21 protein-coding genes are annotated in these 23,033 nt (G+C 70.7%); 13 read left to right on the top strand and 8 right to left on the bottom strand.

Going from position 1 to position 23,033, the window contains the following annotated elements; genetic code table 11:
- Positions 1-250: 250 nt before the first annotated feature.
- From MFF04_RS16425 to MFF04_RS16435, 3 genes are all read left to right on the top strand, one after another.
- Positions 251-760: a type III secretion system chaperone family protein gene (locus MFF04_RS16425; RefSeq protein WP_238277332.1), complete on the top strand. Its 510-nt coding sequence runs from the start codon at positions 251-253 to the stop codon at positions 758-760.
- A gap of 4 nt (positions 761-764) precedes the next feature.
- Positions 765-1,592: a pyrroline-5-carboxylate reductase gene (proC, locus tag MFF04_RS16430; protein ID WP_238277334.1), complete on the top strand. Its 828-nt coding sequence runs from the start codon at positions 765-767 to the stop codon at positions 1,590-1,592.
- A gap of 77 nt (positions 1,593-1,669) precedes the next feature.
- Positions 1,670-2,392 (top strand): TetR/AcrR family transcriptional regulator, encoded by a 723-nt coding sequence (locus tag MFF04_RS16435; protein ID WP_238277336.1) that lies wholly within the window; start codon positions 1,670-1,672, stop codon positions 2,390-2,392.
- 4 nt (positions 2,393-2,396) lie between these two features.
- Here the strand turns inward: MFF04_RS16435 and MFF04_RS16440 are convergent, their stop codons facing one another.
- Positions 2,397-3,296, bottom strand: coding sequence for an AprI/Inh family metalloprotease inhibitor (locus MFF04_RS16440; protein WP_238277338.1), 900 nt, complete (start codon positions 3,294-3,296; stop codon positions 2,397-2,399).
- 193 nt (positions 3,297-3,489) lie between these two features.
- Here MFF04_RS16440 and leuC point away from each other — a divergent pair, with 193 nt between their 5' ends.
- The gene (gene leuC / locus MFF04_RS16445; RefSeq protein WP_238277340.1) at positions 3,490-4,902 is read left to right on the top strand and encodes a 3-isopropylmalate dehydratase large subunit; all 1,413 of its coding nucleotides are present in this window, start codon (positions 3,490-3,492) and stop codon (positions 4,900-4,902) included.
- Positions 4,903-5,230: 328 nt separating this feature from the next.
- Positions 5,231-5,668, top strand: a complete 438-nt coding sequence (locus tag MFF04_RS16450; protein WP_238277342.1) for a PRC-barrel domain-containing protein — start codon at positions 5,231-5,233, stop codon at positions 5,666-5,668.
- 26 nt (positions 5,669-5,694) lie between these two features.
- Here the strand turns inward: MFF04_RS16450 and MFF04_RS16455 are convergent, their stop codons facing one another.
- A complete protein-coding gene (locus tag MFF04_RS16455; RefSeq protein ID WP_238277344.1) occupies positions 5,695-6,081 on the bottom strand; it encodes a hypothetical protein in 387 nt (128 codons plus the stop codon).
- Positions 6,082-6,144: 63 nt separating this feature from the next.
- Positions 6,145-6,333 carry a hypothetical protein gene (locus MFF04_RS16460; RefSeq protein ID WP_163276866.1) on the bottom strand — a complete coding sequence of 63 codons (189 nt, stop codon included), beginning with the start codon at positions 6,331-6,333 and terminating at the stop codon, positions 6,145-6,147.
- Between the two features lie 3 nt (positions 6,334-6,336).
- On the opposite strand from MFF04_RS16460, the gene MFF04_RS16465 reads away from it, so the two are divergent.
- The 5 genes from MFF04_RS16465 to MFF04_RS16485 all read left to right on the top strand — a co-directional run bounded on the left by MFF04_RS16465 (position 6,337) and on the right by MFF04_RS16485 (position 11,641).
- Entirely contained in the window at positions 6,337-6,984 is a 648-nt protein-coding gene (locus MFF04_RS16465) for a PRC-barrel domain-containing protein (RefSeq protein ID WP_238277345.1), read from the top strand.
- Complete coding sequence (locus tag MFF04_RS16470; RefSeq protein ID WP_238277347.1) at positions 6,981-8,321, top strand: MFS transporter; 1,341 nt, start codon at positions 6,981-6,983, stop codon at positions 8,319-8,321. Before MFF04_RS16465 ends, MFF04_RS16470 begins: the two co-directional genes overlap by 4 nt.
- Before the next feature lie 225 nt (positions 8,322-8,546).
- Positions 8,547-10,310 (top strand): ABC transporter ATP-binding protein, encoded by a 1,764-nt coding sequence (locus MFF04_RS16475; protein WP_238277349.1) that lies wholly within the window; start codon positions 8,547-8,549, stop codon positions 10,308-10,310.
- A gap of 197 nt (positions 10,311-10,507) precedes the next feature.
- On the top strand, positions 10,508-11,266 hold the full coding sequence (locus MFF04_RS16480; protein ID WP_238277351.1) for a glyoxalase superfamily protein: 759 nt from the start codon (positions 10,508-10,510) through the stop codon (positions 11,264-11,266).
- 132 nt (positions 11,267-11,398) lie between these two features.
- Entirely contained in the window at positions 11,399-11,641 is a 243-nt protein-coding gene (locus MFF04_RS16485) for a hypothetical protein (RefSeq protein WP_238277353.1), read from the top strand.
- A gap of 28 nt (positions 11,642-11,669) precedes the next feature.
- Here the strand turns inward: MFF04_RS16485 and MFF04_RS16490 are convergent, their stop codons facing one another.
- Positions 11,670-13,862: a peptidase domain-containing ABC transporter gene (locus MFF04_RS16490; protein ID WP_238277355.1), complete on the bottom strand. Its 2,193-nt coding sequence runs from the start codon at positions 13,860-13,862 to the stop codon at positions 11,670-11,672.
- Between the two features lie 2 nt (positions 13,863-13,864).
- On the bottom strand, positions 13,865-15,139 hold the full coding sequence (locus MFF04_RS16495; RefSeq protein WP_238277356.1) for a beta-barrel domain-containing protein: 1,275 nt from the start codon (positions 15,137-15,139) through the stop codon (positions 13,865-13,867).
- A 514-nt stretch (positions 15,140-15,653) separates the two neighbouring features.
- On the opposite strand from MFF04_RS16495, the gene MFF04_RS16500 reads away from it, so the two are divergent.
- Together MFF04_RS16500 and MFF04_RS16505 are read left to right on the top strand one after the other, a co-directional pair.
- The gene (locus MFF04_RS16500; RefSeq protein ID WP_238277358.1) at positions 15,654-15,884 is read left to right on the top strand and encodes a hypothetical protein; all 231 of its coding nucleotides are present in this window, start codon (positions 15,654-15,656) and stop codon (positions 15,882-15,884) included.
- 380 nt (positions 15,885-16,264) lie between these two features.
- Positions 16,265-16,492, top strand: a complete 228-nt coding sequence (locus tag MFF04_RS16505) for a hypothetical protein (protein ID WP_238277359.1) — start codon at positions 16,265-16,267, stop codon at positions 16,490-16,492.
- 141 nt (positions 16,493-16,633) lie between these two features.
- Here the strand turns inward: MFF04_RS16505 and MFF04_RS16510 are convergent, their stop codons facing one another.
- From MFF04_RS16510 to MFF04_RS16520, 3 genes are all read right to left on the bottom strand, one after another.
- Complete coding sequence (locus MFF04_RS16510; protein WP_238277361.1) at positions 16,634-18,607, bottom strand: acyl CoA:acetate/3-ketoacid CoA transferase; 1,974 nt, start codon at positions 18,605-18,607, stop codon at positions 16,634-16,636.
- Between the two features lie 286 nt (positions 18,608-18,893).
- On the bottom strand, positions 18,894-20,387 hold the full coding sequence (gene guaB / locus MFF04_RS16515; protein WP_238277363.1) for an IMP dehydrogenase: 1,494 nt from the start codon (positions 20,385-20,387) through the stop codon (positions 18,894-18,896).
- A gap of 164 nt (positions 20,388-20,551) precedes the next feature.
- On the bottom strand, positions 20,552-21,445 hold the full coding sequence (locus MFF04_RS16520) for a DUF3313 domain-containing protein (RefSeq protein WP_238277365.1): 894 nt from the start codon (positions 21,443-21,445) through the stop codon (positions 20,552-20,554).
- Positions 21,446-21,685: 240 nt separating this feature from the next.
- Here MFF04_RS16520 and MFF04_RS16525 point away from each other — a divergent pair.
- Positions 21,686-23,033: MDR family MFS transporter (locus MFF04_RS16525; protein WP_238277367.1), on the top strand; the 1,348-nt coding region annotated here is incomplete at its 3' end.

A 23,033-nucleotide genomic window follows, 5' to 3' on the forward strand; every position in this document is an offset into this window, starting at 1 on the left:
GCAGCGGTGGATGGGCGCTTTCCTGTTCACCGGTTGCAAGGAACGCTTTGAACCGCGAGTCCACGCCGGTCTATAGTCAGTCAGGCACTGATTCGTCTCAACCCCAACGGAGCACGCAACGCCTAAGCTTTCCGCACCGGATACCGAACCTTTCGGGATCGCCGGGGTCCATTTCGCGGACTGACTCGACGCTGCGTTTACTGTGTTTCCAACCTGCCTCGGGCGTTCGCGCCCGGCGGCCCGGATAGCCATGCCCCAACTTCAGGTCGACATCGCCCCGTACGACAGGCTCGAGCACCCCCTCGACGTGGTGGAGCGCCTCGCCTCCCTGCGCGACTGGATGTTCGACCGTGCCGAGACCGACGAGATGTCGGTGGCGATGGAGGGCCGCTTCGCGGACTATCAGGTCGCCTTCACCTGGATCGAGGACGTCGAGGCGCTGCACGTCGCCTGCGCCTTCGACATCAAGGTGCCGGATCGCCTGCGGGGCGAGGTGCTCAAGCTCGTCTCAATGATCAACGAGCAGCTCTGGATCGGGCATTTCGACCTGTGGTCGACCGAGAGCGTCGTGATGTTCCGCCACTCCTTGGTGCTGGCCGGCGGCGCCGCGCCGACCGACCCGCAATGCGCGATGCTGCTGAAGTCCGCGGTCGAGGCCTGCGAGCGCTACTACCAGGCGTTCCAGTTCGTGCTCTGGGCCGGCAAGCCCGCCCGCGAGGCCCTCGACGCGGTGCTGTTCGAGACGGAAGGCGAAGCCTGAGCCGATGTCCGGCTCGACGGATGCGGGCCTTCCCGCCTCGCTGATCCTCGTCGGCGCCGGCAAGATGGGCGGCGCCATGCTCTCGGGCTGGCTCGCCGGCGGGCTCGATCCGTCCCGGACCGGGGTGATTGATCCTGCCCCCTCCGCCGAGATCGAGCGGCTCTGCGCGGAGCGCGGCGTCGCCCTGAACCCGGCCTCGCCGTCGGCTCCCGAAGCGCTCGTCCTGGCGATCAAGCCGCAGGGCCTGGAGGCGGCCGCGCCCGCCCTCGCGCCCCTCGCGGGGAGCGGGACCCTCGTCGTCTCGGTGCTGGCCGGCAAGACCGTCGCGAACCTCCAGCAGCGCTTGCCCGAGGCCGGCGCCGTCGTGCGCGCCATGCCGAACCTGCCGGCGAGCATCGGCCGGGGCGCCACCGGCGCCTTCGCCGGCGAGACCGTGACCGGGCGCCAGCGCGCGGCTGCCGAGGCGCTGCTCTCCGCCACAGGCCTCGTCGAATGGGTCGCCGACGAGGCGCTCATCGATGCCGTCACGGCCCTGTCGGGTTCGGGACCGGCCTACGTGTTCCTGCTCGCCGAGGCGATGGCGCAGGCGGGCATCCGCTCCGGCCTCCCGCCCGAGACCGCCGAGCGGCTCGCCCGCGCCACCGTCGCGGGCGCCGGCGCGCTCCTCGATGCCGGTTCCGAGCCCGCCGAGACGCTTCGCCGGAACGTCACCTCGCCGGGGGGCACCACGGCGGCGGCGCTCGCGGTGCTGATGCGCGAGAATGGCCTCCCCGCACTGCTGGACGAGGCCATGAATGCGGCCCGCAAGCGGGCGGCCGAGCTCGCGGGCTGACGCGCCGCACCTGCCGGAACGGCGCACCCGCCTTACATACGAGGACCGCGACCACGGATTTCGTATCGGAGCGTCCCATGGACAAACCCGCCGCCCCGCAGGATGCCGCCGGGAAGCCGAACCCCCGCGAGGCCGCCGTCGAGGCGCTGATGCGGCTCGCCGCCGAGCAGCCCTGGAACGACATCGAGATCGGCGACATCGCCCGCGAGAGCGGCCTCAGCCTCGCGGAGCTGCGCGACCTCTACCCGTCGAAGGGCGCGATCCTCGGCGGCCTCGCCCGGATCATCGACCGCAAGGTGCTGGAGGGCGACAGCTCGGACCTTGCCGAGGAGCCGGCCCGCGAGCGCCTGTTCGACGTGCTGATGCGCCGGCTCGACGCGATGACGCCCTACAAGCCGGCGCTCCGGCGCATTTCCTACGCGCTGCGCGGCGACCCACTCGCGATGCTGGCGCTGAACGGCGTCGCCCTGAACTCCCATCGCTACATGCTGGCCGCCGCTGGCATCGATACCGAGGGGCCGCTCGGCCGCCTCAAGCTCCAGGGCAGCGTCGTCGCCTTCGCCCGCGTGGTCGACGTCTGGCTCGGGGACGACGACCCCTCGCTCGCCCGCACCATGGCGCGGCTCGACAAAGAGATCCGCAACGGCGAGCGCGTGATGGAGCGGGCCGAGGATGTCCGGCGCCTCACCGCGCCCCTGCGAGCGCTGGCCCGCGCCGCCACGGAGCGCCGGCCGCGACGGAACACCCGCAACGAGGACGACGGCAACCCGCTCGGAGGCGATCCAGCCGCGGCGATCTGAGCGCCTACTCGACCCGGCGCAGCACGAACATCGCGCCGGTTTCGGGCTCCCGCCGCCAGGTGCCCTCCCCCGACGGCACCAGGCCGACGGCGTGGCCGCGGCGGGCGACGAGATCGAGATGGCCCGGCCGCGAGGTCCAGGTGACGGGATCGAACACCGAGAGCCCGCTGTCGCGGCAGCCGTCGAGAACCCTCACCGGCGCCGCCGCGGCCGGACCGGGCAGAAGCGCGACCCGGCAGACATCCTTCGCGTGGAAGCGGTCGAGGGCGTAGGTACCCGGAAGCGCCGCCCCGGCGAGCGTCGGGGCCGGAGCCTCCGGCGCGTTGGCGGGGACCGGCGCGGCGGGAGCGGGCTCCGGCGGAGCGAGACCGGCCGCCTCGGGCTTGCCCGGCTCCATGGCGGCGATCTGCAAAGGCACGAGGCTGTAGACCTCGCCGCTCTCGACGCTGGCCGCAAGGCTGCGCCGGTCGGCCCGTGCGGTGAACAGCAGGATGGGGCGGACGTTGCGATCCACGAGGCGCAGGCCGGCATCGGTGAACAGCCAGCCCGCGACCCCGGCGAGGATCGGCAGGGCCCGGCGGCAGCCGGCGGGGAAGCGCACGCGCCGGCCGGCGTCGCCGTTCTCCGGCGCCAGGGTCATCACGCAGCGCCGCCGCGTGCCGTCGAGGGAGAGGTCCCAGGTCCCCGGCACGCCCGCGAGCTTCTCCGGCAGGCTCGGCAGGAAGGGCGCGGCGGGGGGCGCGGCCAGCGTCTCGACAGGGGGCGCCTGCGGCGCGGACGTCTCGGGCGCGGGCGCCGGAGCCACGGGCTCCTGCGCGGAGGCGCCCGGGCCGGCGAGCAGCGCGAGCGTCAGGCCGATCCCGAGCGCGCGGAAGAACGGGGAGCGGGGGGCGGTCTCGGACACGGTTCTTTGAAGGCTCCGGCGGGCCGTTCGACCCCCGTCGCGCCTCGCGTGCGAAAGGGCACGCATCGGACGCGAGGTCGATTGCGTACCAGCTACGTGCCGCCGGCCACTTTCGCAATCGAGCCGGCGACATTACACAAGATGCCCCTCCAGAGGAGACGGCGCATCCGGCGCCCACAGGCGAAGCAGACCCATGACGGCCCCCCGCACGCTCTACGACAAGATCTGGGACGACCACGTCGTCGATGTCGGACCGGACGGCACGGCCCTTCTCTACATCGACCGCCACCTCGTCCACGAGGTCACGAGCCCCCAGGCCTTCGAAGGCCTGCGCGTGGCCGGCCGCCGGGTCCGCCACCCGGAGAAGACCCTCGCGGTCGTCGACCACAACGTCCAGACCTCGGACCGCTCCAAGGGCATCGAGGACCCGGAGAGCCGCACGCAGCTCGAGGCGCTCGCCCAGAACGTGCGCGACTTCGGCATCGAGTTCTACGACGCCCTCGACCGCCGCCAGGGCATCGTCCACATCATCGGGCCGGAGCAGGGCTTCACCCTGCCGGGGCAGACCATCGTCTGCGGCGACAGCCACACCTCGACCCACGGCGCCTTCGGGGCGCTCGCCCACGGCATCGGCACCTCCGAGGTCGAGCACGTGCTGGCCACGCAGACGCTCCTGCAGCGCAAGGCGCGCAACATGCGCGTGACCGTCGACGGCACCCTGCCGGCCGGCGTCAGCGCCAAGGACATCGTGCTCGCCATCATCGGCGAGATCGGCACCGCCGGGGGCACCGGCCACGTCATCGAGTATGCCGGCGAGGCGATCCGCTCCCTTTCGATGGAAGGGCGGATGACGATCTGCAACATGACGATCGAGGGCGGGGCGCGGGCCGGCATGGTCGCCCCCGACGAGACCACCTACGCCTACGTCAAGGACCGGCCGAAGGCGCCGAAGGGCGCCGCCTACGACGCGGCCCGCCGCTACTGGGAGAGCCTCGCCACCGACGAGGGCGCGCATTTCGACCGGGAGGTCCGCCTCGACGCCTCGAACCTGCCGCCCATCGTGAGCTGGGGCACCAGCCCCGAGGACGTGGTCTCGATCCTCGGCGCCGTGCCGGACCCGTCCGCGATCACGGACGAGAACAAGCGGGAGTCGAAGGAGAAGGCGCTGGCCTACATGGGCCTGACGCCGGGCACGCGCATGACGGACATCCCGATCGACCGGGTGTTCATCGGCTCCTGCACCAACGGGCGCATCGAGGATCTGCGGATCGTCGCCCGCATGGTCGAGGGCCGCCGCATCCACGAGGGCGTCTCGGCGATGGTGGTGCCGGGTTCGGGCCTCGTGAAGGCGCAGGCGGAGGCGGAAGGGCTCGACCGCATCCTCAAGGAGGCGGGCTTCGACTGGCGCGAACCCGGCTGCTCGATGTGCCTCGGCATGAACCCGGACAAGCTGCGCCCCGACGAGCGCTGCGCCTCGACCTCGAACCGCAACTTCGAGGGCCGGCAGGGTCCGCGCGGGCGCACCCACCTCGTCTCCCCCGCCATGGCAGCGGCGGCGGCGGTGGCCGGGCACTTCGTGGACATCCGCTCCTGGCCGCAGGGCTGAAGACGGCGCCTGTCGCAGTGCGGGAACCGCTTGTCCGGACTCGCGAAACTCCGGCTTAACCGGTTCCAACGAAGAGTGGCGGCCATGATCGCCGCCACCCTCGCCGCCCTCTGCTCCGCCGGCCTGCTTCTCGGCGGCCTCTGCCTGTCCGTGTCGTGGGAAACGGAGGAGGAGGCGGAGCCGTCGCGCGGCGGCCTCGTCTGAGCGTTCGGTCCGCGATCGAACAGGCTTTCTCACGATCGCGTGACCGGCCGCGCTGGCCATCCGGAACCCGGCGCCGGGCGGCGCTTTCTCCCCGCAGACACGAGTCACCTGCACGGGAGAAGCGATGCCTACCGACCTGCCCCAAGAGCGTCCGATCCGACCCGCCGGCTCCCTGCAGCTCGATCCGAGCGCCGAGGGCGTGGCCACCGACGAGACCCTCCGCCTCATCGCGTCCGACAAGGTCGAGGGCACCGCGGTCTACGACGCCTCCGGCCAGCATCTCGGCTCGGTGCACAACTTCATGGTCGACAAGGTCAGCGGCCAGGTCGCCTACGCGGTGCTCGCGGTCGGCGGCTTCCTCGGTCTCGGGGAGGCGTATCATCCCCTACCCTGGCGGGCGCTGCGCTACGACGTGAGCCTCGGTGGCTACGTCATCGACATCGACCGGGACACCCTGGAGCGGGCCCCGCGCCACGGGGCCGGGGACGACCCCTTCGCCGACCCGGCCTATCCGGGCCGCATCGACGACCATTACGGAGACCGCAGGCCGCAGCCGGCCTGATCCGGCCGCGCGCCGGAGCGAGAGTTTTAAAACTTCCCGCCGAGGCCGACGCCGCCGCCCGGCGTAAGGGCCGGCGCCATGCCGCCGCCGCTCGACCGGGACGTGGTGTCGCCCTCGATCTCGTCGCGACTGATCTTGCGGGGGCCGGCATCCGCCGAGCGGACCTCGCCGCGTACGTTCTTCGGCAGGGCGAGCTGGCGGGTCGGCGTGGTCTGGAGCGGCTGACCGTCCGGGTCGACGGCGGCGGAGCGGGTCTCGCGGTTCGGAAGGCTGCCGCGGAGCGAGGGCGGCGGACCGATATCGCTTGCCGGCATCACGCCACCGCCGCCTCCGAGGGCGCCGCCGAGCAACTGGCAGCCGGCTGCAGAGAGGGCGATCAGGACGAGCGCGCCGGCTCGCGAGACTGGCGACATGAGACGGTTCCTTCGATGCGGCGCAGCCCTTTCGCTTCGGGGCGCCGTCATCCCGCGAGTTACCTACGACGATGGCTGTTCGAAGGCCAGCCGGCTCCGGGCCTGCCGGCGCGGGATGCCCAAGCCATCGCGGCGGCCCGCCTCATCCACAACTTCGCCCAGGTCGGCGCTCATGATGCACCGCGTCGGAACCGGCTCGGCCGCTTCCTGTTGTGCCCGCAGCCGGCTCTGCCAGACGATCTCGAAGGACAACGCGTGACCTCTCCCGTTCGGCCGCTCCTCACCGCGGCCCTCGCCCTCTGGTCCGCGGCGGCCTTCGCCCAGAGCCCGCCCGCCGGCCCCGACAAGGAGAAGCCCGCGAGCACCGGCTCGCCGGCCACGCCCTCACCGGCGCCTGCCCCGGCTGCGCCCGCCGCGCCGCCCCCGCAGGGCACGCCGGCCACGGTCCTCGACACACAGGACTACGAGAGCCTGCTCGGCAAGGGCGTGCGCGGCATGAACGGCGACGAGCTCGGCCGGGTGATCGACGTCGTCATCGACAAGGACGGCCGCCCGCGCGCCGCGATCATCGATTTCGGCGGCTTCCTCGGCGTTGGCTCCCGCAAGATCGCCGTCGACTGGCGCTCCCTGCGCTTCGCGACCGAGGGCAAGGTCGGCCGCGTCACCCTGATGCTCAGCCGCAACCAGGTTCGCGTCTCGCCCGAGTACAAGGCCGGCGATCCGATCGTCGTGCTCGGCCCGGCGAGCCCCGGCGGGGCGCCCGAGGGCGACCCGGCGGCGGCCGCGCCCCAGACCGCTCCGGCGGCCGCCGCGCCCGCGCAGCCGGCCCCGGCGGCGCCCGCCGCTCAGCCCGTGCCCGAGAAGCCCGCCGACAAGCCGGTCGAGCAGGCGCCCGACAAGTGAGTGTCGCCCGGCCGAGAGAGCGGCGCGCCATTGCCGCCCGCGAGCGCGACGTGCCGCGCCAGGAGCTTCGGGCCCGCCCCGTGCGCCTCGTGCCGGCGGGCGCGGCGGAGGCCGGCCCCGCGGCGATGCCCGAGGCGACGCCGGTGACCGACGGCGTCTCCCGCGCCAGCCGCCGCGGCCTCGACGCCTTCGCTTTCTTCGTCGCCAACCTCCAGACCGGGTTCGGGCCGTTCCTGGCCGTCTACTTCACCCAGGCCAAGTGGACGCAGTCCGACATCGGCTTTGCGCTGACGGTCGGCAGCCTCGTCAGCCTGCTTGGGCAGGTCCCCGGCGGCGCCTTCGTCGACGCCGCCCGCTCCAAGCGCTTCGCGGCCGGCCTCTCCGTCGTCGGCATCGCGGCGAGCGCGCTGGCGCTGGCGCTCTGGCCGCAGTTCCTGATCGTGCTCCTCGCCATGGCCGTGCACTCGGCGGCAAGCTGCATCCTGACGCCGGCCATCGCCGCGATCAGCATCGGCCTCGTCGGCCATGCCCGGGCGGGCGAGCGCCTCGGCCGCAATGCCAGCTTCCAGGCCGCCGGCAACGGCGTCGCCGCCGCAGGCATGGGCGCCTGCGGATACTACTTCACCAACGATGCCGTCTTCTACCTCACCGCCGCCCTGGTCGTGCCGACGCTGATCGCGATCTCCTTCATCCGCGCCGACGAGATCGCCCCGCCCGCCCGGCCGGCGCCCGGCGCGCAGGAGACGGGCGTCCTCAAGGTGCTGCTCGGCAATCGCGGGCTGATGTGCTTCGCCGCCTGCATGGCGCTGTTCTTCCTCGCCAACGCCGCGCTGCTGCCGCTCGCCGGCAGCGTCCTGACCCTGCGGGCGGGCGACACCGCGACGGCGCTCGTCGCCGCCTGCATCATGGTCCCGCAGGTGGTGCTCGCGGTGCTCGCGCCCGCCGTCGGCCGGGCGGCGGAGCGGTTCGGCCGGCGTCCGCTCCTGCTCGTGGGCTTCGCGGCGCTGCCGGTGCGCGGGCTGCTCTTCGCCACCGTCACCGATCCGCACTGGCTCGTGGCCATCCAGGTCTTCGACGGCATCTCGGCGGCGGTGTTCGGCGTGCTCGTGCCGCTGATCGTCTCCGACCTCACCCGCGGCACCGGACGCTTCAACCTGGCGCTCGGTGCGGTCGGCACAGCGATGGGCATCGGGGCGGCGATGTCGACTTCGTTTGCCGGCGTGATGGCCGACAGGCTCGGCACCCACGTCGCCTTCCTCGGCCTCGCGGTCGTCGGCGTCGCGGGGCTGATGCTCGTGGCCGCGATCATGCCCGAGACGCGCCGGCGCGCCGGCTGATCCCGGGGCATCGGGCCGGCCCGTCCGAGGGCCGGGGTGTTGCCGGGATGCCCGCCGCTCAACAAACGTTCAGGTCGGCGCGATAAAAGCGGACTGTGAGGGCGGGCTCCTGCAACGTATGACGAAGCGGTAGCGTTGCCGTCTCGGTGCCCGAAATTTGCGTCCGCGCCGTGTCGGCCTCGGCCTGCGCGTGTGTTCGTTTGCCAGAGCTGGATGTCCATGCCGATGGAAGCCCTATCCGCCTACGCAGACCGGCCCTTCGCCTTCGTGATGCGCTATCTCCGGCGCCGCGCGATCCCGCACGTCGTCATCCTGCTCGCCGTCCTCGGCGCGGTCGGCTTCTCGGTGAGCACGGACTATGCCCTGAAGGGCGTGGTCGACGCGCTGAGCAAGGGCCCGAGCTCCGGTCTGGTCTGGAGCGCGCTCGCCGTGCTCATCGCCTTCATCGCCATCGACAACATGCTCTGGCGGGTGGCGAGCCTCGTCGGCGCCTTCACCTTCGTCGGCGTGACCGGCGACATCCGCCGCGACCTCTTCCGCCACCTCACCGGCCACTCGCCGACCTACTTCGCCGACCGCCAGCCCGGCACGCTGGCCTCGCGCATCACCGCGACCTCGAACGCGATCTTCACGGTCGAGAACATGTTCGTGTTCAACGTGATGCCGCCCTGCGTCGCCGCCTTCGGGTCGATCGCCTACATCGCGACCGTCAACCTCGCGATGGCCGGCATCCTGGCGGGCGTGTTCCTCGCGGTCGTGGTGCTGATGTTCAAGATGGCGGCGGCCGGCAAGCCGCTCCACCACGACTTTGCCTCCAAGGCCGCGGGCGTCGACGGCGAGATGGTCGATCTCGTCGGCAACATGTCCCTGGTGCGTGCCTTCTCCGGCTTCTCGCGGGAGTACAAGCGCTTCGAGAACACCGTCGGCACCGAGATGCGGGCCCGGCGCTCCTCGCTCCTCTACCTCGAGAAGCTGCGCATCGTGCATGCGGTGCTCACCGTGCTCGCGATATTCGGACTGCTCTACTGGGCGATCATCATGTGGGAGGCGGGGCAGGCCACGAACGGCCAGGTCGTGCTCGTCTGCACCCTTGGCATCCGCATCCTCGCCGCGACCCGCGACCTCGCGGTGGCGCTCGTCGACGCCACGCAGCACACGGCCCGTCTCTCGGAGGCGCTGCACACGCTGCTCCAGCCCCACGACCTCGTCGACCACCCGGAGGCCAAGGACCTTGCCGGCCACGGCGCGCGCATCGAGTTCGAGCACGTCGCCTTCAGCTATCCCGACGGCCGCACCGTGTTCGCCGACTTCGACCTCGCCATCGAGCCGGGCCAGCGGGTCGGCCTCGTCGGCCGCTCCGGCGGGGGCAAGTCGACCCTGTTCTCGCTGATTCAGCGCTTCTACGACCTCGAGGCCGGCAAGATCCTCATCAACGGCCAGGACGTGGCCCTCGTCACGCAGCAGTCCCTGCGCGAGGCGATCACCGTGGTCCCGCAGGACGTCTCGATGTTCCACCGCTCCCTACGCGAGAACATCCGCTACGGACGGCCCGACGCCACCGACGACGAGGTCTGGAAGGCCGCCGAGGCCGCCCGCTGCACGGACTTCATCAAGGAGCTGCCCGACGGCTTCGACACGATGATCGGCGACCGCGGCCTCAAGCTGTCGGGCGGCCAGCGGCAGCGCATCGCCATCGCCCGCGCGATCCTCAAGGACTCGCCGATCCTGCTCCTCGATGAGGCGACCTCGGCGCTCGACGCCGAGTCGGAGGAGGCGATCCGCGTGGCGCTCGCCAACCTCATGAAGGGCCGCACCGTCATCGCCATCGCCCACCGCCTGTCGACCCTGAAGGACTTCGACCGGATCGTCGTGCTCGACGGCGGCCGCATCGTGCAGGACGGTTCGCCGGAGCGGCTCACCCATGTCGAGGGCTTCTACCGTGAGCTGATCCGCAAGGAGTCGATGTCCCACGCCCTCGCCGCGGCCTGACCGGAGCCGCAAGCATCCCGGATTGACAGAATCGTCGCCGGGATGCTGCTCTGACGTCCAAGGCTAATGCGGCCGGCCGCTCGCGCCCTCCGAGGTGTGGTGAACGCATCGCGCACCGTACCCTGCACCCTTCTCGAGGGTCGGCCGGTTAGCAACGCGAGCGCTGCCATCGCTGCCGACCCGCGACGGGCATCAGCATGCGCACCATCCGCGACGCGAAGACCATGGCCAGGGCCCTCAAGGCCGCCCTGGAGGCCAAGCACATCACCCTCAGCCACGGCGAGAGCCTCGACATCGTGGCGAGACAGGCCGGCCTTTCCGACTGGAACACCCTCTCCGCGCGGCTCAAGGCGGCTGAGGCCGCCGAAGGCCGCCGCGCCCGGCCGCCCTCGTCCTGGGGCTTCCTGGCGACCTATCCCGGCGAGTTCGACCACGGCATCGACCGCGACGCACCGGGACACGGCGGCGATGCTGCGCTGATCCGCTACGTCCACCCGGCGCGGGGCGGCCTTTACGGCGAGCCGGGCCAGGCCTTCGGCACCTACCTCCAGGAGTCGTCGGCGGAGCCCTATCTCGGGCGCCGCGTCGCGATCGCCGCGCGCCTGGCGACGCGGGCCGTCAGCCACGGGGCGACGATCTGGGCGCGGGTCGACGGCGCACCGGGCATGGTGCTCGCCTTCGACAACCTCAAGAGCCATCCGGAGGCGGGCTGGCTTCTCGGCGACTCCGACTGGGTGACCCGCCGGGTCGTCCTGCCGGTGCCGGAGGACGCGGTCTCGCTCCACTACGGCTTCTTCCTGAAGGGCACGGGCTCGGTCTGGGCCGCCGGCTTCACGGTGACCGCACTCGAAGGGGACGAGGAGCCGGCGCCGGTCGCGCTTCCCGCCCGGACGGGACGTCAGTCGCGGCCGCACAACCTCGACTTCTCGCAGACCATCGAGGAGGCCTGCCGATAGGGCGGGCGATCGTTCGGAAACGGTGCAGAAACGGATCGGGCGTGCGCGCCCGATTCTTGCCACAATCGGGAAACCGTGGCAGTCTGCGTCCTGAAATGGGACAGCCGCCACGGTCGTCCCGGAGTAACGGCCATGGCCGCCCCCACACTCGATGACGTGACGACGGACGGGCATCCCGTCGCCGTGCTGCGCGCCCGTGCCCTCGCCGACGCCAACCGCCTGCGCGCCCTCGCCTGCGTCGCGCTCCGCGACGGCGCCCCCCACGCCGGGATGCGGGCCTGCAACGCCCGCACGGCCGCCCGCCGGGTGCTCGCCCACGCGCGGACGCTGTCGGCGCTCGGTCCGATCGTCTACGAGGCCGGCCAGCCCGCCTGAGACGAACCGTCCTCGAACCGGGATCGCCTCAGCCCGTCGGCACCGCGCCCGGAAGCCGGGCCTGCGTCCGGCGCGGCGCATCGAAGCCGAGAACCTGGTCGGCATGGGCGATGGTGGCCGGGCGATGCGCCACGATGATCCGCGTCATGGCGAGACTCCGCAGAGCCTCGGCGATGGCGGCCTCGGTCGGCTCATCGAGATGGCTCGTGGCCTCGTCGAGGAACAGGATGTCCGGGCGGCGGTAGAGGGCGCGGGCGAGGATGACGCGCTGCTTCTGCCCGCCCGACAGGGTCGAGCCCATGTCGCCGACGAGCGTCTCGAAGCCCATCGGCGTGCGGCGGATGTCTTCGAGGATCGCCGCGCGTGCCGCGCATTCCTCGATCCAGGCCGGGTCCGGCCGCTCATCGAAACAGGAGATGTTCTCGGCGATGGAGCCGGCGAACAAGCCGTCGTTTTGCATGACGCCGGCGATGCGCGAGCGGTAGGCCGCGGCCCCGAGGCTGCGGATGTCGCGCCCGTCGACGAGCACCGCGCCCTCGCTCGGCGGGATCAGCCCCATCATGATCTTCATCATGGTAGTCTTGCCGCAGCCGGAGGGGCCGGTGATGGCAAAGCTGCTTCCGGCGGGCACGTCGAAGGACAGGCCGCGGAACACCCAGGGCTCGTCGTCGCCATAGCGGAGCGCGAGATCGCGCGCGCTCACCGCCCCGGCGCGGGACGCGGCCTGCCCACCATCGGTCGCCTCGGGAGCGGCCGGGGGCGGCGCCGGGGAGGGTCCGGCGGGCTGCTCCTCGGGCTCGGTGAGCACGATGTCCGAGAGCCGGTCGGTCTGCACGTTGAGCATGCGCAGCTTGAAGCCCGACTCGATCAGGCTGCCGATGCGGCCCGAGAACTGGTCGCGGTAGGCGAGGAAGGCCACCAGCATGCCGAGGCTCATCGACTGGTCGATGACGGCGCGCGCGCCGAGCACGAGCAGGATCAGCCGGTCGGCGCCGAACAGGAGCTCGTTGGCGCGGCCGAACACGAGGTCGAGCCGCTGGAGGCGAAGGCGGGCGTTCAGCGCCACCACGAACTGGTTCAGCCAGGTGCCGCGCCGCCGCTCGCGCAGGCCCAGCAGCTTGACGCTCGCCATGCCGCGCACGGTCTCGATGAAGTGCGTCTGCTGGCGGGCCTCGGCGACGATCGATTCCTCGGTGCCCTCGCGGTAGGCGTTGTAGGCGAAGACCCGGAAGGCGGTGGTGATCAGCGTCGAGAGCACGACGACGAAGCCGAGCCAGCCGCCGTAGACGAACAGCATCACCAGCATGCCGATCGACATCAGGCCGTCGAGCACCGCCTGGACGAGATCGGTGGTGAGCCCCTTCTGAATGGTCGAGAGCGAGCCGAAGCGGGAGATCACGTCGCCGACATACCGCTTCTCGAAATAGTCGAGGGGCAGCCGGGAGAGATGATCGAACAGGCTCGCCGACCACTGGTAGTTCAGCGCCGTGCCCGCGATCATGATCGCCCAGGTCCGCGCCACGGCGAGCACGAGCTGCACCAGGAGCAGCAGGCCGAGACCGATGGCGACGACGAGGAGCAGGTCGAGATCGCCGTTCACGACGACCTCGTCGATGACGATCTGCGCGGCGATCGGCATCAGGATCGCGACGAGCTCGATGCCGAGCGACAGCACTAGGATCTGCGCGAGCGCCGGGCGCATGCCGGCGAGGTTGCGGAACAGGTCGCGCAGCCGCAGGCCGGGGGTGGCCGCTTCCCGCACGAAGCCGCTCGCCGGGCTCGCCTCCAGGGCGACGCCGGTGAACTCGCGGGACGCCTCCGCGAAGGTGAGGACGCGCCGGCCGCGGGCGGGATCGTGCACGACGATGCCGCGGGCGCGGACCTCGGCCAGCACGACGAAGTGGTTGAGCCCCCAGTGCAGGATGCAGGGCCGCTTGAGCCGGCCGAGATCCTTCAGCTCGATCCGCAGGGCGCGGGTGGCGAGCCCCATCGCTCCGGCGAGGTCGACGAGGTTGCGCAGCGTCATGCCCTTCAGGGACAGGGCGTGGCGGCGGCGGAGCGAGCCGAGATCGACGTGGCGGCCGTGGTAGCCCAGCACCATGGCGAGGCAGGCCATGCCGCACTCGGCCGCCTCCGCCTGGAGCACGACGGGAAGCCGCCGGCCGAAGCCGAACTGAAGCGTGCCGAGCAGGCCCGACAGGTCGAGGGAGGCGCGGGCCACGCTCAGCTTCCGGTGACGAGATCGACGCTGCGCTTCACGCGGAAGAGCGGATCGAGGAGCCAGCGGTAGAGCGGGCGCTTCTCCAGAGCGATATCGGCCTCGACGCGCATCCCCGCCTCCAGGCGCCGCTTCTCGCCGTAGGCCATGACGCCGTCCTCCTCGGGACGCACGACGATGCGGTAGATGCCGGCGCCAGCCTTGTCCTTGAGCCCGGAGGCGTCCGGCGCGTCGGCAGCGTCGACCGGCGCCCGCGTCACCTCGACCACCGTGCCCCGGTAGAGCCCGAAGCGCTGGAAGGGGAAGGCGGCGTAGCGCAGCATCACCGGAGCGCCGGTCTCGATGAAGCCGATCGAGGACGATTCGACGTAGAGATTCGCCTGGAGCCGTCCCTCGCTCGGCAGGATCGTGAGGAGCGTCGCGCCCGCGGCCACGCTCTGCCCGGCCTGGGTGCGGATGGAGGTGAGGATGCCGCGCTCGGGCGCACGCACCTCGATGGCGCGGCGGGCCTCGCTCTCCGCCTTCTGTTGCTCGAGCTGGGCGGCGGTGCGGTCCATCTCCGCGAGGTCGCGGGCGAGCTTGTCGTCGAAGGCGGCGAGCTGGCCGCGCACGTCGCCGAGGCGGCCGTCAATCTGGAGCGCGCCCTGGCGGAACTGCGCGAGCTGCGAGCTCGCCTGCATGTAGAGGTAGTTCTGGCTCTGGAAATCGGCGGCGCGGGCGTAGCCGCTGGACACCGCCTTGGCGAGCTCGTCGGCGCGGGCCTTCAGGGGCGGAACGAGCTTGTCCTGAAGCTCGATCTGCTCGCCGACCTGCTTGAGCTGCGCCGCGAGGTTGTCGCGCTGCTCCTCGAGCGAGCGCTTCTCGGTCTCGGCCATCGCCGCGCGCAGCGCCCGCTGGCGCTCGACGCTCTCCTTCTGCCGGGCGAGCTCGTCGATGACGCGCTCCTGGGTCGGCCCTCGCGCCGAGACCGCATCGATGTCGATCGTGTAGAGGAGCTGGCCCGCCGCGACCCGGTCGCCCTCCTTGACGCCCGAGGCGCTGACGCGACCGGCCACCGGGCTCGCCACGGTGATGAGCCCGACATTGGGCGTCAGCGCGCCCTGCGCGTGGACGCGGCGGGTGTAGGTGCCGAGCACGGCATAGAGCACCAGCGCCACGGCGAGCACGCCGCAGACGCCGGCCACGATCCGCACCGGCAGGGGCTGCACGACCTGCGCCTCGCCGAGCCACGCGTCGCGGCGGGCCTCGGCGACCTCGCGGCGAAAGAGTTGCGACGTCATCGGAGCGCTTGTGCCAGCAGGCGGCCTGTCAGATCAAGACACGGCAAGGGTGTGGAAAGAACGGCCTCCCGAGAGGAGCCGGAAGAACGGCTTTTTTCTTCTGAAGAGATGCGAACGAGACGTATTCAGGTCCATCGACCAGGAACTTCTCCGTAATCTCGACATGAAAGAACACACCCCGAGACAGGTCAGTCTGCCCAGGTGCGACATCCTGTCCGAGATAGAGCTCCAAGCTTCGGGATCAACGAACCTTTCCGACGAAAGCCCCGGCCATGCCCGCAGCCGACGCGGCGATCGTTTCCGGGTCGGTCGATGTGAAGGAAGACGTTGGCAAGGCGATGCTTTCGTCGGCCGTGGAAACGATCTTTTCCTGAAATCACGAAGACAATGAATTCAATCGGCGATTTGCACTTGGTCATCCCCGCTGTTTGACTTGGATTGTCCGTAAACGACCTCGTTTGCAGACGACGGAAGGTCCCCGCACCTCCGACAACGACGGACAAGGAGACGATCCATGCGCGATACCGACGATACCATCCGCGAGTTGAGCGCGGCCGAGCTCGACTGCGTCGGCGGCGGCCAGTCGGAGCTGTCCGTCAGCATCGGCGGCCTGAACGAGCTGATCGACACCGTGCATTCCATCCCGGCGGGCGCGGTCTCGAACGTGCGCGGCCTCGTCGAGAACCTCGCCGGCGGCCTGCTCGGCTCGGTCGGCGGCCTGCTCGGCGGGTTGAACGGGCGCTGAGCCCGGCAGGCCGGCGGGCTCGCACCGCCGGCCTGCCCAACTGCGGCGTCCTGCCGCAGCAACCTCCGAAAATCATGGTTCTCAAAAGCTTTGCCGGGATGGGGGTTGAATGAGATCAACCTCCACAACCGCAGGCCGCCATGCGGCTAACCGACCAGAAAAAAACTTTATCCTTCAGTTATCTATCCGCAATATTTCAGACAGTCATCACATTTTGCAGCGCAAAATGAATTCATATCGTCACATATAAGGCAACGTCCCGGGTTGATAGCCAGTCCGAACCGTGGTCACCTTGGCCTGTCGCCGCGTGATCCTTGCGCAGCGACGCATGGCTATACGGATGTTTTATCCTATAGCCTCACATTCAAGGAGAATATTACATGCAGCAGAACGTCGATACGATCCGCGAGCTGAACGCCTCGGAACTCGACGAGGTCGGCGGCGGCCTCGGCGTGGGTCTCGGTGTCGGCCTCAACGTCGATGCCAGCCAGGAGCTCGGCGCCGTGTCCGGTGTGATCGATCAGGTCGGCGGTCTGGTGGGCGGCATCGTGGGCGGCCTGCTGGGCGCCCTGGGCGGCGTCACCGGCAGCGTGGGCGTCAACAAGTAGGTCAGCCCGCCCCTTAGCCGACCAAGGAACGGTCGGCCGACGAATGCGAACGTCCCCGGCCGTCTCCGGCCGGGGACGTTCCGCAGGTGCGACACGGCCGGGAAAGAACCGGGACGATGCGCCCCGGCGCGATGCCGTCCGTCAGGCCGCGGAGGCGACCGGACGTCCCTTTCCGCGCTCCCGCTCGGCCGCGTCGAGGAAGGCGTGGGCCTCGTCCCGGCGCTCGAAGACGTGCGGAGCGATGCCGCGACGGCTCAGGGCCTCCTGCATCTTCACGCGCAGGAAGGCGTTCGTCGTGTAGCGGGTCGTGGTCAGGTAATGGTGCGCGCAGAGATGCTCGATCATCTCCGCGTAGTCGTCATAGAGGCTGTCGCTCATGCGGAAGCCGTCATGGTTGACGATCGAGTTCACCCGCCGGCCCGTCGCCTCGCAGGCCTCGACCAGCACCTTGCGCAGATCCGCGATATCGCCCTTCGTGCGGGCGTGCCAGCCCTCGAGGTTGAGGAACAGGATGTTGCGGCCCTCGTCGTAGCTCACCCGCTCACAGAGGTTGAGGTTCAGGAGGTCCGAGAGCAGTTCCATCGGCTCATCGACGAAGATGCGCCGGTCCATGGTGATCGGGGCGTTGACGATCGGCTTGAAGTCCATGTGGGCGAGGATGTCGCGCTCGATGTCGATGCCCGGCGCCACCTCGATCAGCTCGAGCCCGGCGGCGGTGAGCTGGAAGACGCAACGCTCCGTCACGTAGAGCACCGGCTGCTCGCGCTCCTGCGCGTAGGCGCCCGAGAAGGTCACCTGCTCCACGGCCTGGATGAACTTGCGCGAGGCGCCTTCCTTCAGGATGCGCAGGGCGCCGTCCTCGATGGCGACGCTGAGGCCGCCGACCGTGAAGGTGCCAGCGAAGACGACGCTTCGGGCGTTCTGGCTGATGTTGATGAAGCCGCCGCAGCCGTTGAGCCGGCCGCCGAAGGAGGAGGTGTTGACGTTGCCGTGCACGTCGCACTCGGCCATGCCGAGGCAGGTCATGTCGAGGCCGCCGCCGTCGTAGAAGTCGAACATCTGGTTCTGGTCGATGATGCAGTCGGCGTTCGTGGCCGAGCCGAAGCTCGAGCCCGAGGCCAGCACCCCGCCGACCGCGCCGGCCTCGGTGGTGAGCGTGATGTAGGGGGTCACGCCCTCCTCGTTGGCCACCGCCGAGATGCCCTCGGGCGCGCCGACGCCGAGGTTGACGACGCCGTTCGGCGGCAGCTCGAAGGCGGCGCGGCGGGCGATGATCTTGCGGGCGTCCAGCGGCATCTTGCGCATGCCCTTCACCGGCACGCGAATCTGCCCGGCGAGCGCGGGATCGTGCTGCACGCCGTAGTTCATGCGGTGGAGCTCGGGCTCGGCCACCACCACGCAGTCGACGAGGATGCCGGGGATGCGCACGTCCTTGGGCAGCAGGAAGCCGTCGTCGACGATGCGCTCGACCTGGGCGATGACGATGCCGCCGTTGTTGCGGGCGGCCATGGCCTGGGCGAGGCAGTCGAGGGTCAGGGCCTCCTTCTCCACGCTGATGTTGCCCGACGGGTCGGCGCTGGTGCCGCGGATGAAGGCCACGTCGATCTTGGTGGCCTTGTAGAACAGCCACTCCTCGCCCTCGACCTCGACGAGCTTGACGATGTCGTCCTCGGTGAGCGTGTTGACGCGTCCGCCGCCGTGGCGCGGGTCGACGTAGGTCTTGAGGCCGACCTTCGAGAACAGCCCGGGCTGGCCCGCGGCGCAGGCCCGGTAGAGCTGCGAGATCACGCCCTGGGGCAGGTTGTAGCCGAGGATCTTGTTCTGGCGGGCGGCCTCGGCGACCTTGGGCATCCGCCCGAAATTCGCGGCGATGACCCGGCGCAGCAGGCCCTCGTGGTGGAGGCGGCCGGTGCCGAGCCCTTTGCTGTCGCCGGCGCCCGCCGTCATGATCAGGGTCAGGTCGCGGGGCGCGCCCGTCTCCATGAAGCGGACCTCGAGGGCCGCGTGGAGCGCCTCGGGGATGCAGCTCTGCACGAAGCCCGTCGTCGTCACCACGTCGCCGTCGCGCACGAGCGCGAGAGCCTCCTCGGCGGAGATGACCTTGTTCTTCTTCACGGCGCGTCCCTCGGCTGGCCCGGCCGCTCGCCGAAGGGGAGACCGCGCATCAAAGCCGGGGAAGGCCCTGGGGTTACGCAGCACTGTCCGAACAGGGCGGCCGGAGCGGCAGGTCTCGCGGCGGGCGTCAGCCTACAGCGATGCTGCTCCGAGCGATGATCATAAGCATCGACCCGAACACGACAATCAAACTTTCTTGGACCATCCCGTCAATTAAACTAGAATCCCTTTGAAGCGAGGCTGTATTCAGCATTCTGCATGCCAGACGCCTTCGCTCGGACGGCGCTCAGGTCCGGGAGGGATAGTTCGGGCTCTCGCGGGTGATGGTCACGTCGTGGACGTGGCTCTCGCGCAGGCCCGCGTTGGTGATGCGGATGAACTGGGCCCGCTCCTGGAAGTCGGGCACGGTCGCCGCGCCGACATAGCCCATGGCGGCGCGGAGCCCCCCGGCGAGCTGGTGGAGCACGGCGGCCACGGGACCCTTGTAGGGCACCTGCCCCTCGATGCCCTCGGGCACGAGCTTGTGGGTGTCGCTGACCTCGGCCTGGAAGTAGCGGTCGGCGGAACCCCGGGCCATGGCGCCCACCGAGCCCATGCCGCGATAGCTCTTGTAGGAGCGGCCCTGGTACAGGAACACGTCGCCCGGCGCCTCGTCGGTGCCGGCGAGCAGCGAGCCGAGCATCGCAACCGAGGCGCCGGCGGCGATCGCCTTGGCGAGGTCGCCGGAATACTTGATGCCGCCGTCGGCGATCACCGGCACGTCGGCGTCGTAGGCCGCTTCGACCGCCTCCATCAGGGCGGTGAGCTGGGGCACGCCGACGCCGGCGACGATCCGGGTCGTGCAGATCGAGCCCGGGCCGATGCCGACCTTGATGGCGTCGGCGCCCGCGTCGATCAGCGCCTGCGCGCCCTCGCGGGTGGCGACGTTGCCGGCCACCACCTGCACGGCGTTGGAGAGCTGCTTCACCCGGCGCACCGCGTCGAGCACCTTGATCGAATGGCCGTGGGCGGTGTCGACGACGATCACGTCGCAGCCGGCATCGACCAGCCGCTCGGCGCGCTCGAAGCCCTGGTCGCCGGTGGTGGTGGCGGCCGCCACCCGCAGCCGGCCCTGCTCATCCTTGACCGCCTTCGGATAGGTGACCTGCTTCTCGATGTCCTTGACCGTGATCAGGCCAATGCAGCGGTAGTGGTCGTCGACGACGAGCAGCTTCTCGATGCGGAACTGGTGGAGGAGGTGCTTGGCCTCCTCCTGCGTCACGCCCTCGCGCACGGTGATGAGCCGGTCGCGGGTCATCAGCTCGGAGACCGGCTGGCCAGTGTTGGTCGCGAAGCGCACGTCGCGGTTGGTGAGGATGCCGACGAGCTTGCCGCGCGAGCCGTTCGGACCGCGCTCCACCACCGGGATGCCGGAGATGCGGTTGGCCTTCATCGCCTCGAAGGCGTCGGCGAGCGTCTCGTCCGGGTGGATGGTGATGGGGTTCAGCACCATCCCCGACTCGTACTTCTTGACGAGGCGGACCTGCTCGGCCTGCTCCGGCGGCTCCAGGTTGCGGTGGATGACGCCCATGCCGCCGTTCTGCGCCATGGCGATGGCCATGGGCGCCTCGGTGACGGTGTCCATGGCCGAGGCCAGGATCGGCAGGTTCAGCGCGATGCTGCGGGTGAGGCGCGTGGCGACGTCGACCTCCGTCGGCATCACCGAGGATGCCGCCGGGCGCAGCAGGACGTCGTCGAAGGTCAGTCCCTCGATGATCGAATCCGCGCTGATACGGGCCATGTGCCAACTCCGGTTATACGCTCGCGCACCGGGCGCGTCGCTCGCGGCCGGCGGTCGGATTGGCACGTGCCAGTATCATGGGCCAGGGGGCGCGCAAAGGCGGCGCGAACGCCTCGCGACGGGAAAAACCGGGGGCCGGCCATGCGTCCGGCGCGGGCGCCTCATCAGGGCGCGGCAGCCGCCGCGGGGCCCTTGTCCGTCCAGTCCGGCGGCAGGCCGAGGCTGTCGCCGATGATGCCGTCGACGCCAGGCGCCCGGCCGAAGGCCTCGCAATCCGGATCGAGGGGCGCCTCGCCGAGCGTCGTGATGCGCACGCGGTCGTAGCTCGGGATGCCGATCGGCGCCTTGAACGGGTCGAGGCCGGTGACGAGGTAGGAGCCGAAATCCTGGCCGAACTCCCCGGCGAGGTCGTAGGCGTCGCTCGCCGGCGAGATCCGGGCCTGGTTGGTGAAGGAGTTCGCCGCGCCCGCCCAGACCATCGCTGCGCGCTGGCGGCGGCGGCCGTCGAGGGCCTCGCTCTCGACGGTGAGGCTGCCGAGCCCGATCGGCACCCGCGGGATCGGCACCTTTCCGATCGAATCCGCGAGCCCGAGGCCGACCTGGCCGGCGATGGAGATCGCCGCCGAGAGGCCGACCGTGGTGCCGGAGGCCGGCACGTTGGTGAGATCGACCCGCGTGACCGTCGAGCGGACGGTGAGGTCGGCCTTGCCGTGGGAGACGACGTCGTACTTGAGCGACAGCTCGTAGCAGAGCGCCCGGTCGGCGGCGTTGGCGACGAGCTTGCGCTCGGCGGCCGTCAGGCCGGGCCCCGAGACCGCCTCCGTGAAGGCGGTCGGCACGATGCGCACCGTGCGCGCCGCGGCGACATACGGCCGGTCCATGAACAGGCGGGCGGCGGAGGCGACCTCGTCGCTGACGGAGAGGCTGCCCGTGGTGGAAAGGGTCGAACCGTCGGTCAGGATCGCCGATCCGCAGCCGGTGAGGGCGAGCGCCGTCGCGGCGAGGATCGCCGGCCGTACCGCGCGAACGAAGGGGGCCTTGAAGGACCGCGGGTGCATTCTGCCTCGTCGGTTGCGGATGGGCGCCGCGGACGGCGCGCTCTTGGCCGGAAACGTAGCCGTCTGCGCCCGATCACGAAAGCTTGAGCGCTCCTCGCCGGCGCCGTCATGCGGCCCCTGTGTCCCGTCAGACACGAAAAGAGCGCCACGTCGGAGAGGCGGGTTTCATCCGGCCTCGATCGCGGAAGCTTGCGCGCCTTCCGCCGCAACCCGGGGCGTGCGAGAGGGTTTCGAGCTTCCATGCGCGCCTCCCGCATCGTCCCCCTCACCGTCGCCACCGCCCTGTTCATGGAGAACACCGACTCGACGGTGATCGCCACGGCGCTGCCGACCATCGCCCGCAGCCTCGGCGAGGACCCGATCGCCCTGAAGCTCGCGCTGACCTCCTACCTCGTCAGCCTCGCGATCTTCATCCCGATCAGCGGCTGGATGGCGGACCGCTACGGTGCGCGCACGGTGTTCCGCGCCGCCCTCGTCGTGTTCATGGCCGGCTCGCTGGCCTGCGCGGCCTCGGGCAGCCTCCTCGGATTCGTCGCCGCCCGCTTCCTCCAGGGGATCGGCGGGGCGATGATGGTCCCGGTCGGGCGCCTCGTCATCCTGCGCAGCGTTCCGAAGGCCGAGCTCGTCACGGCGCTCGCCTACCTGACGATCCCCGCCCTGATCGGGCCGATCCTGGGGCCGCCGCTGGGGGGCCTGATCACCACTTGGCTCGACTGGCGCTGGATCTTCCTGATCAACATCCCGATCGGGCTTGCCGGGCTGTTGCTTGCGAGCCTGTATTTCGAGAACGTCCGCGAGGCGGAGCGCCCGCCCCTCGACGTGCCGGGCTTCCTGCTGCTCGCCGGCGGGCTCGGGGGGCTGATGCTCGGGCTCGCCTCCATCGGCCGCCACCTGCTGCCGGACTGGCTGTCCTGGAGCTGCCTCGGCGGCGGCGCGGCTCTTCTCGCGCTCTACCTTCGCCATTCCCGCTCGGCCGCGCACCCGGTCCTTCACCTCGACCTTCTGCGCTACCCGACCTTCCGGGCGGCGGTGACGGGCGGCAGCCTGTTCCGGATCGGCACCGGGGCGATCCCCTTCCTGCTGCCGTTGATGCTGCAGGTCGGCTTCGGCCTCGACCCGCTGCACTCGGGGCTGATCACCTTCGCGGCGGCAGCCGGCGCGCTCTTCGTGAAGACGGTCGGGCCGGCGATCCTGCGGCGCTACGGCTTCCGAAGGGTGATGGTGACGAACGCGCTGCTGGCCGCCGCCTTCCTCGGCGTGAACGGTCTCTATACGGCTGCGACCCCGCACGCCCTCATCGTCGGGGTGCTGTTCCTCGGCGGCTGCCTGCGCTCGCTGCAGTTCACCTGCGTCAACGCCATCGCCTACGCCGATCTCGAGCCCCGCGACATGAGCGCGGGCACGAGCCTGGCGAGCGTCGCCCAGCAGCTTTCCCTCAGCCTCGGCGTCACCATCGGCGCCATGGCGCTGGAGGCGACGGCGGCCCTCCACGGCTGCTCGGGGATCGAGGCCGCCGACTTCGGGCCGGCCTTCCTGGCGGTGGCGCTGATCTCCGGGCTCTCGATCCTGCCCTTCCGCCGCCTGGCGC

The organism is Methylobacterium jeotgali (assembly GCF_022179345.1).
GTDB lineage: Bacteria > Pseudomonadota > Alphaproteobacteria > Rhizobiales > Beijerinckiaceae > Methylobacterium > Methylobacterium jeotgali.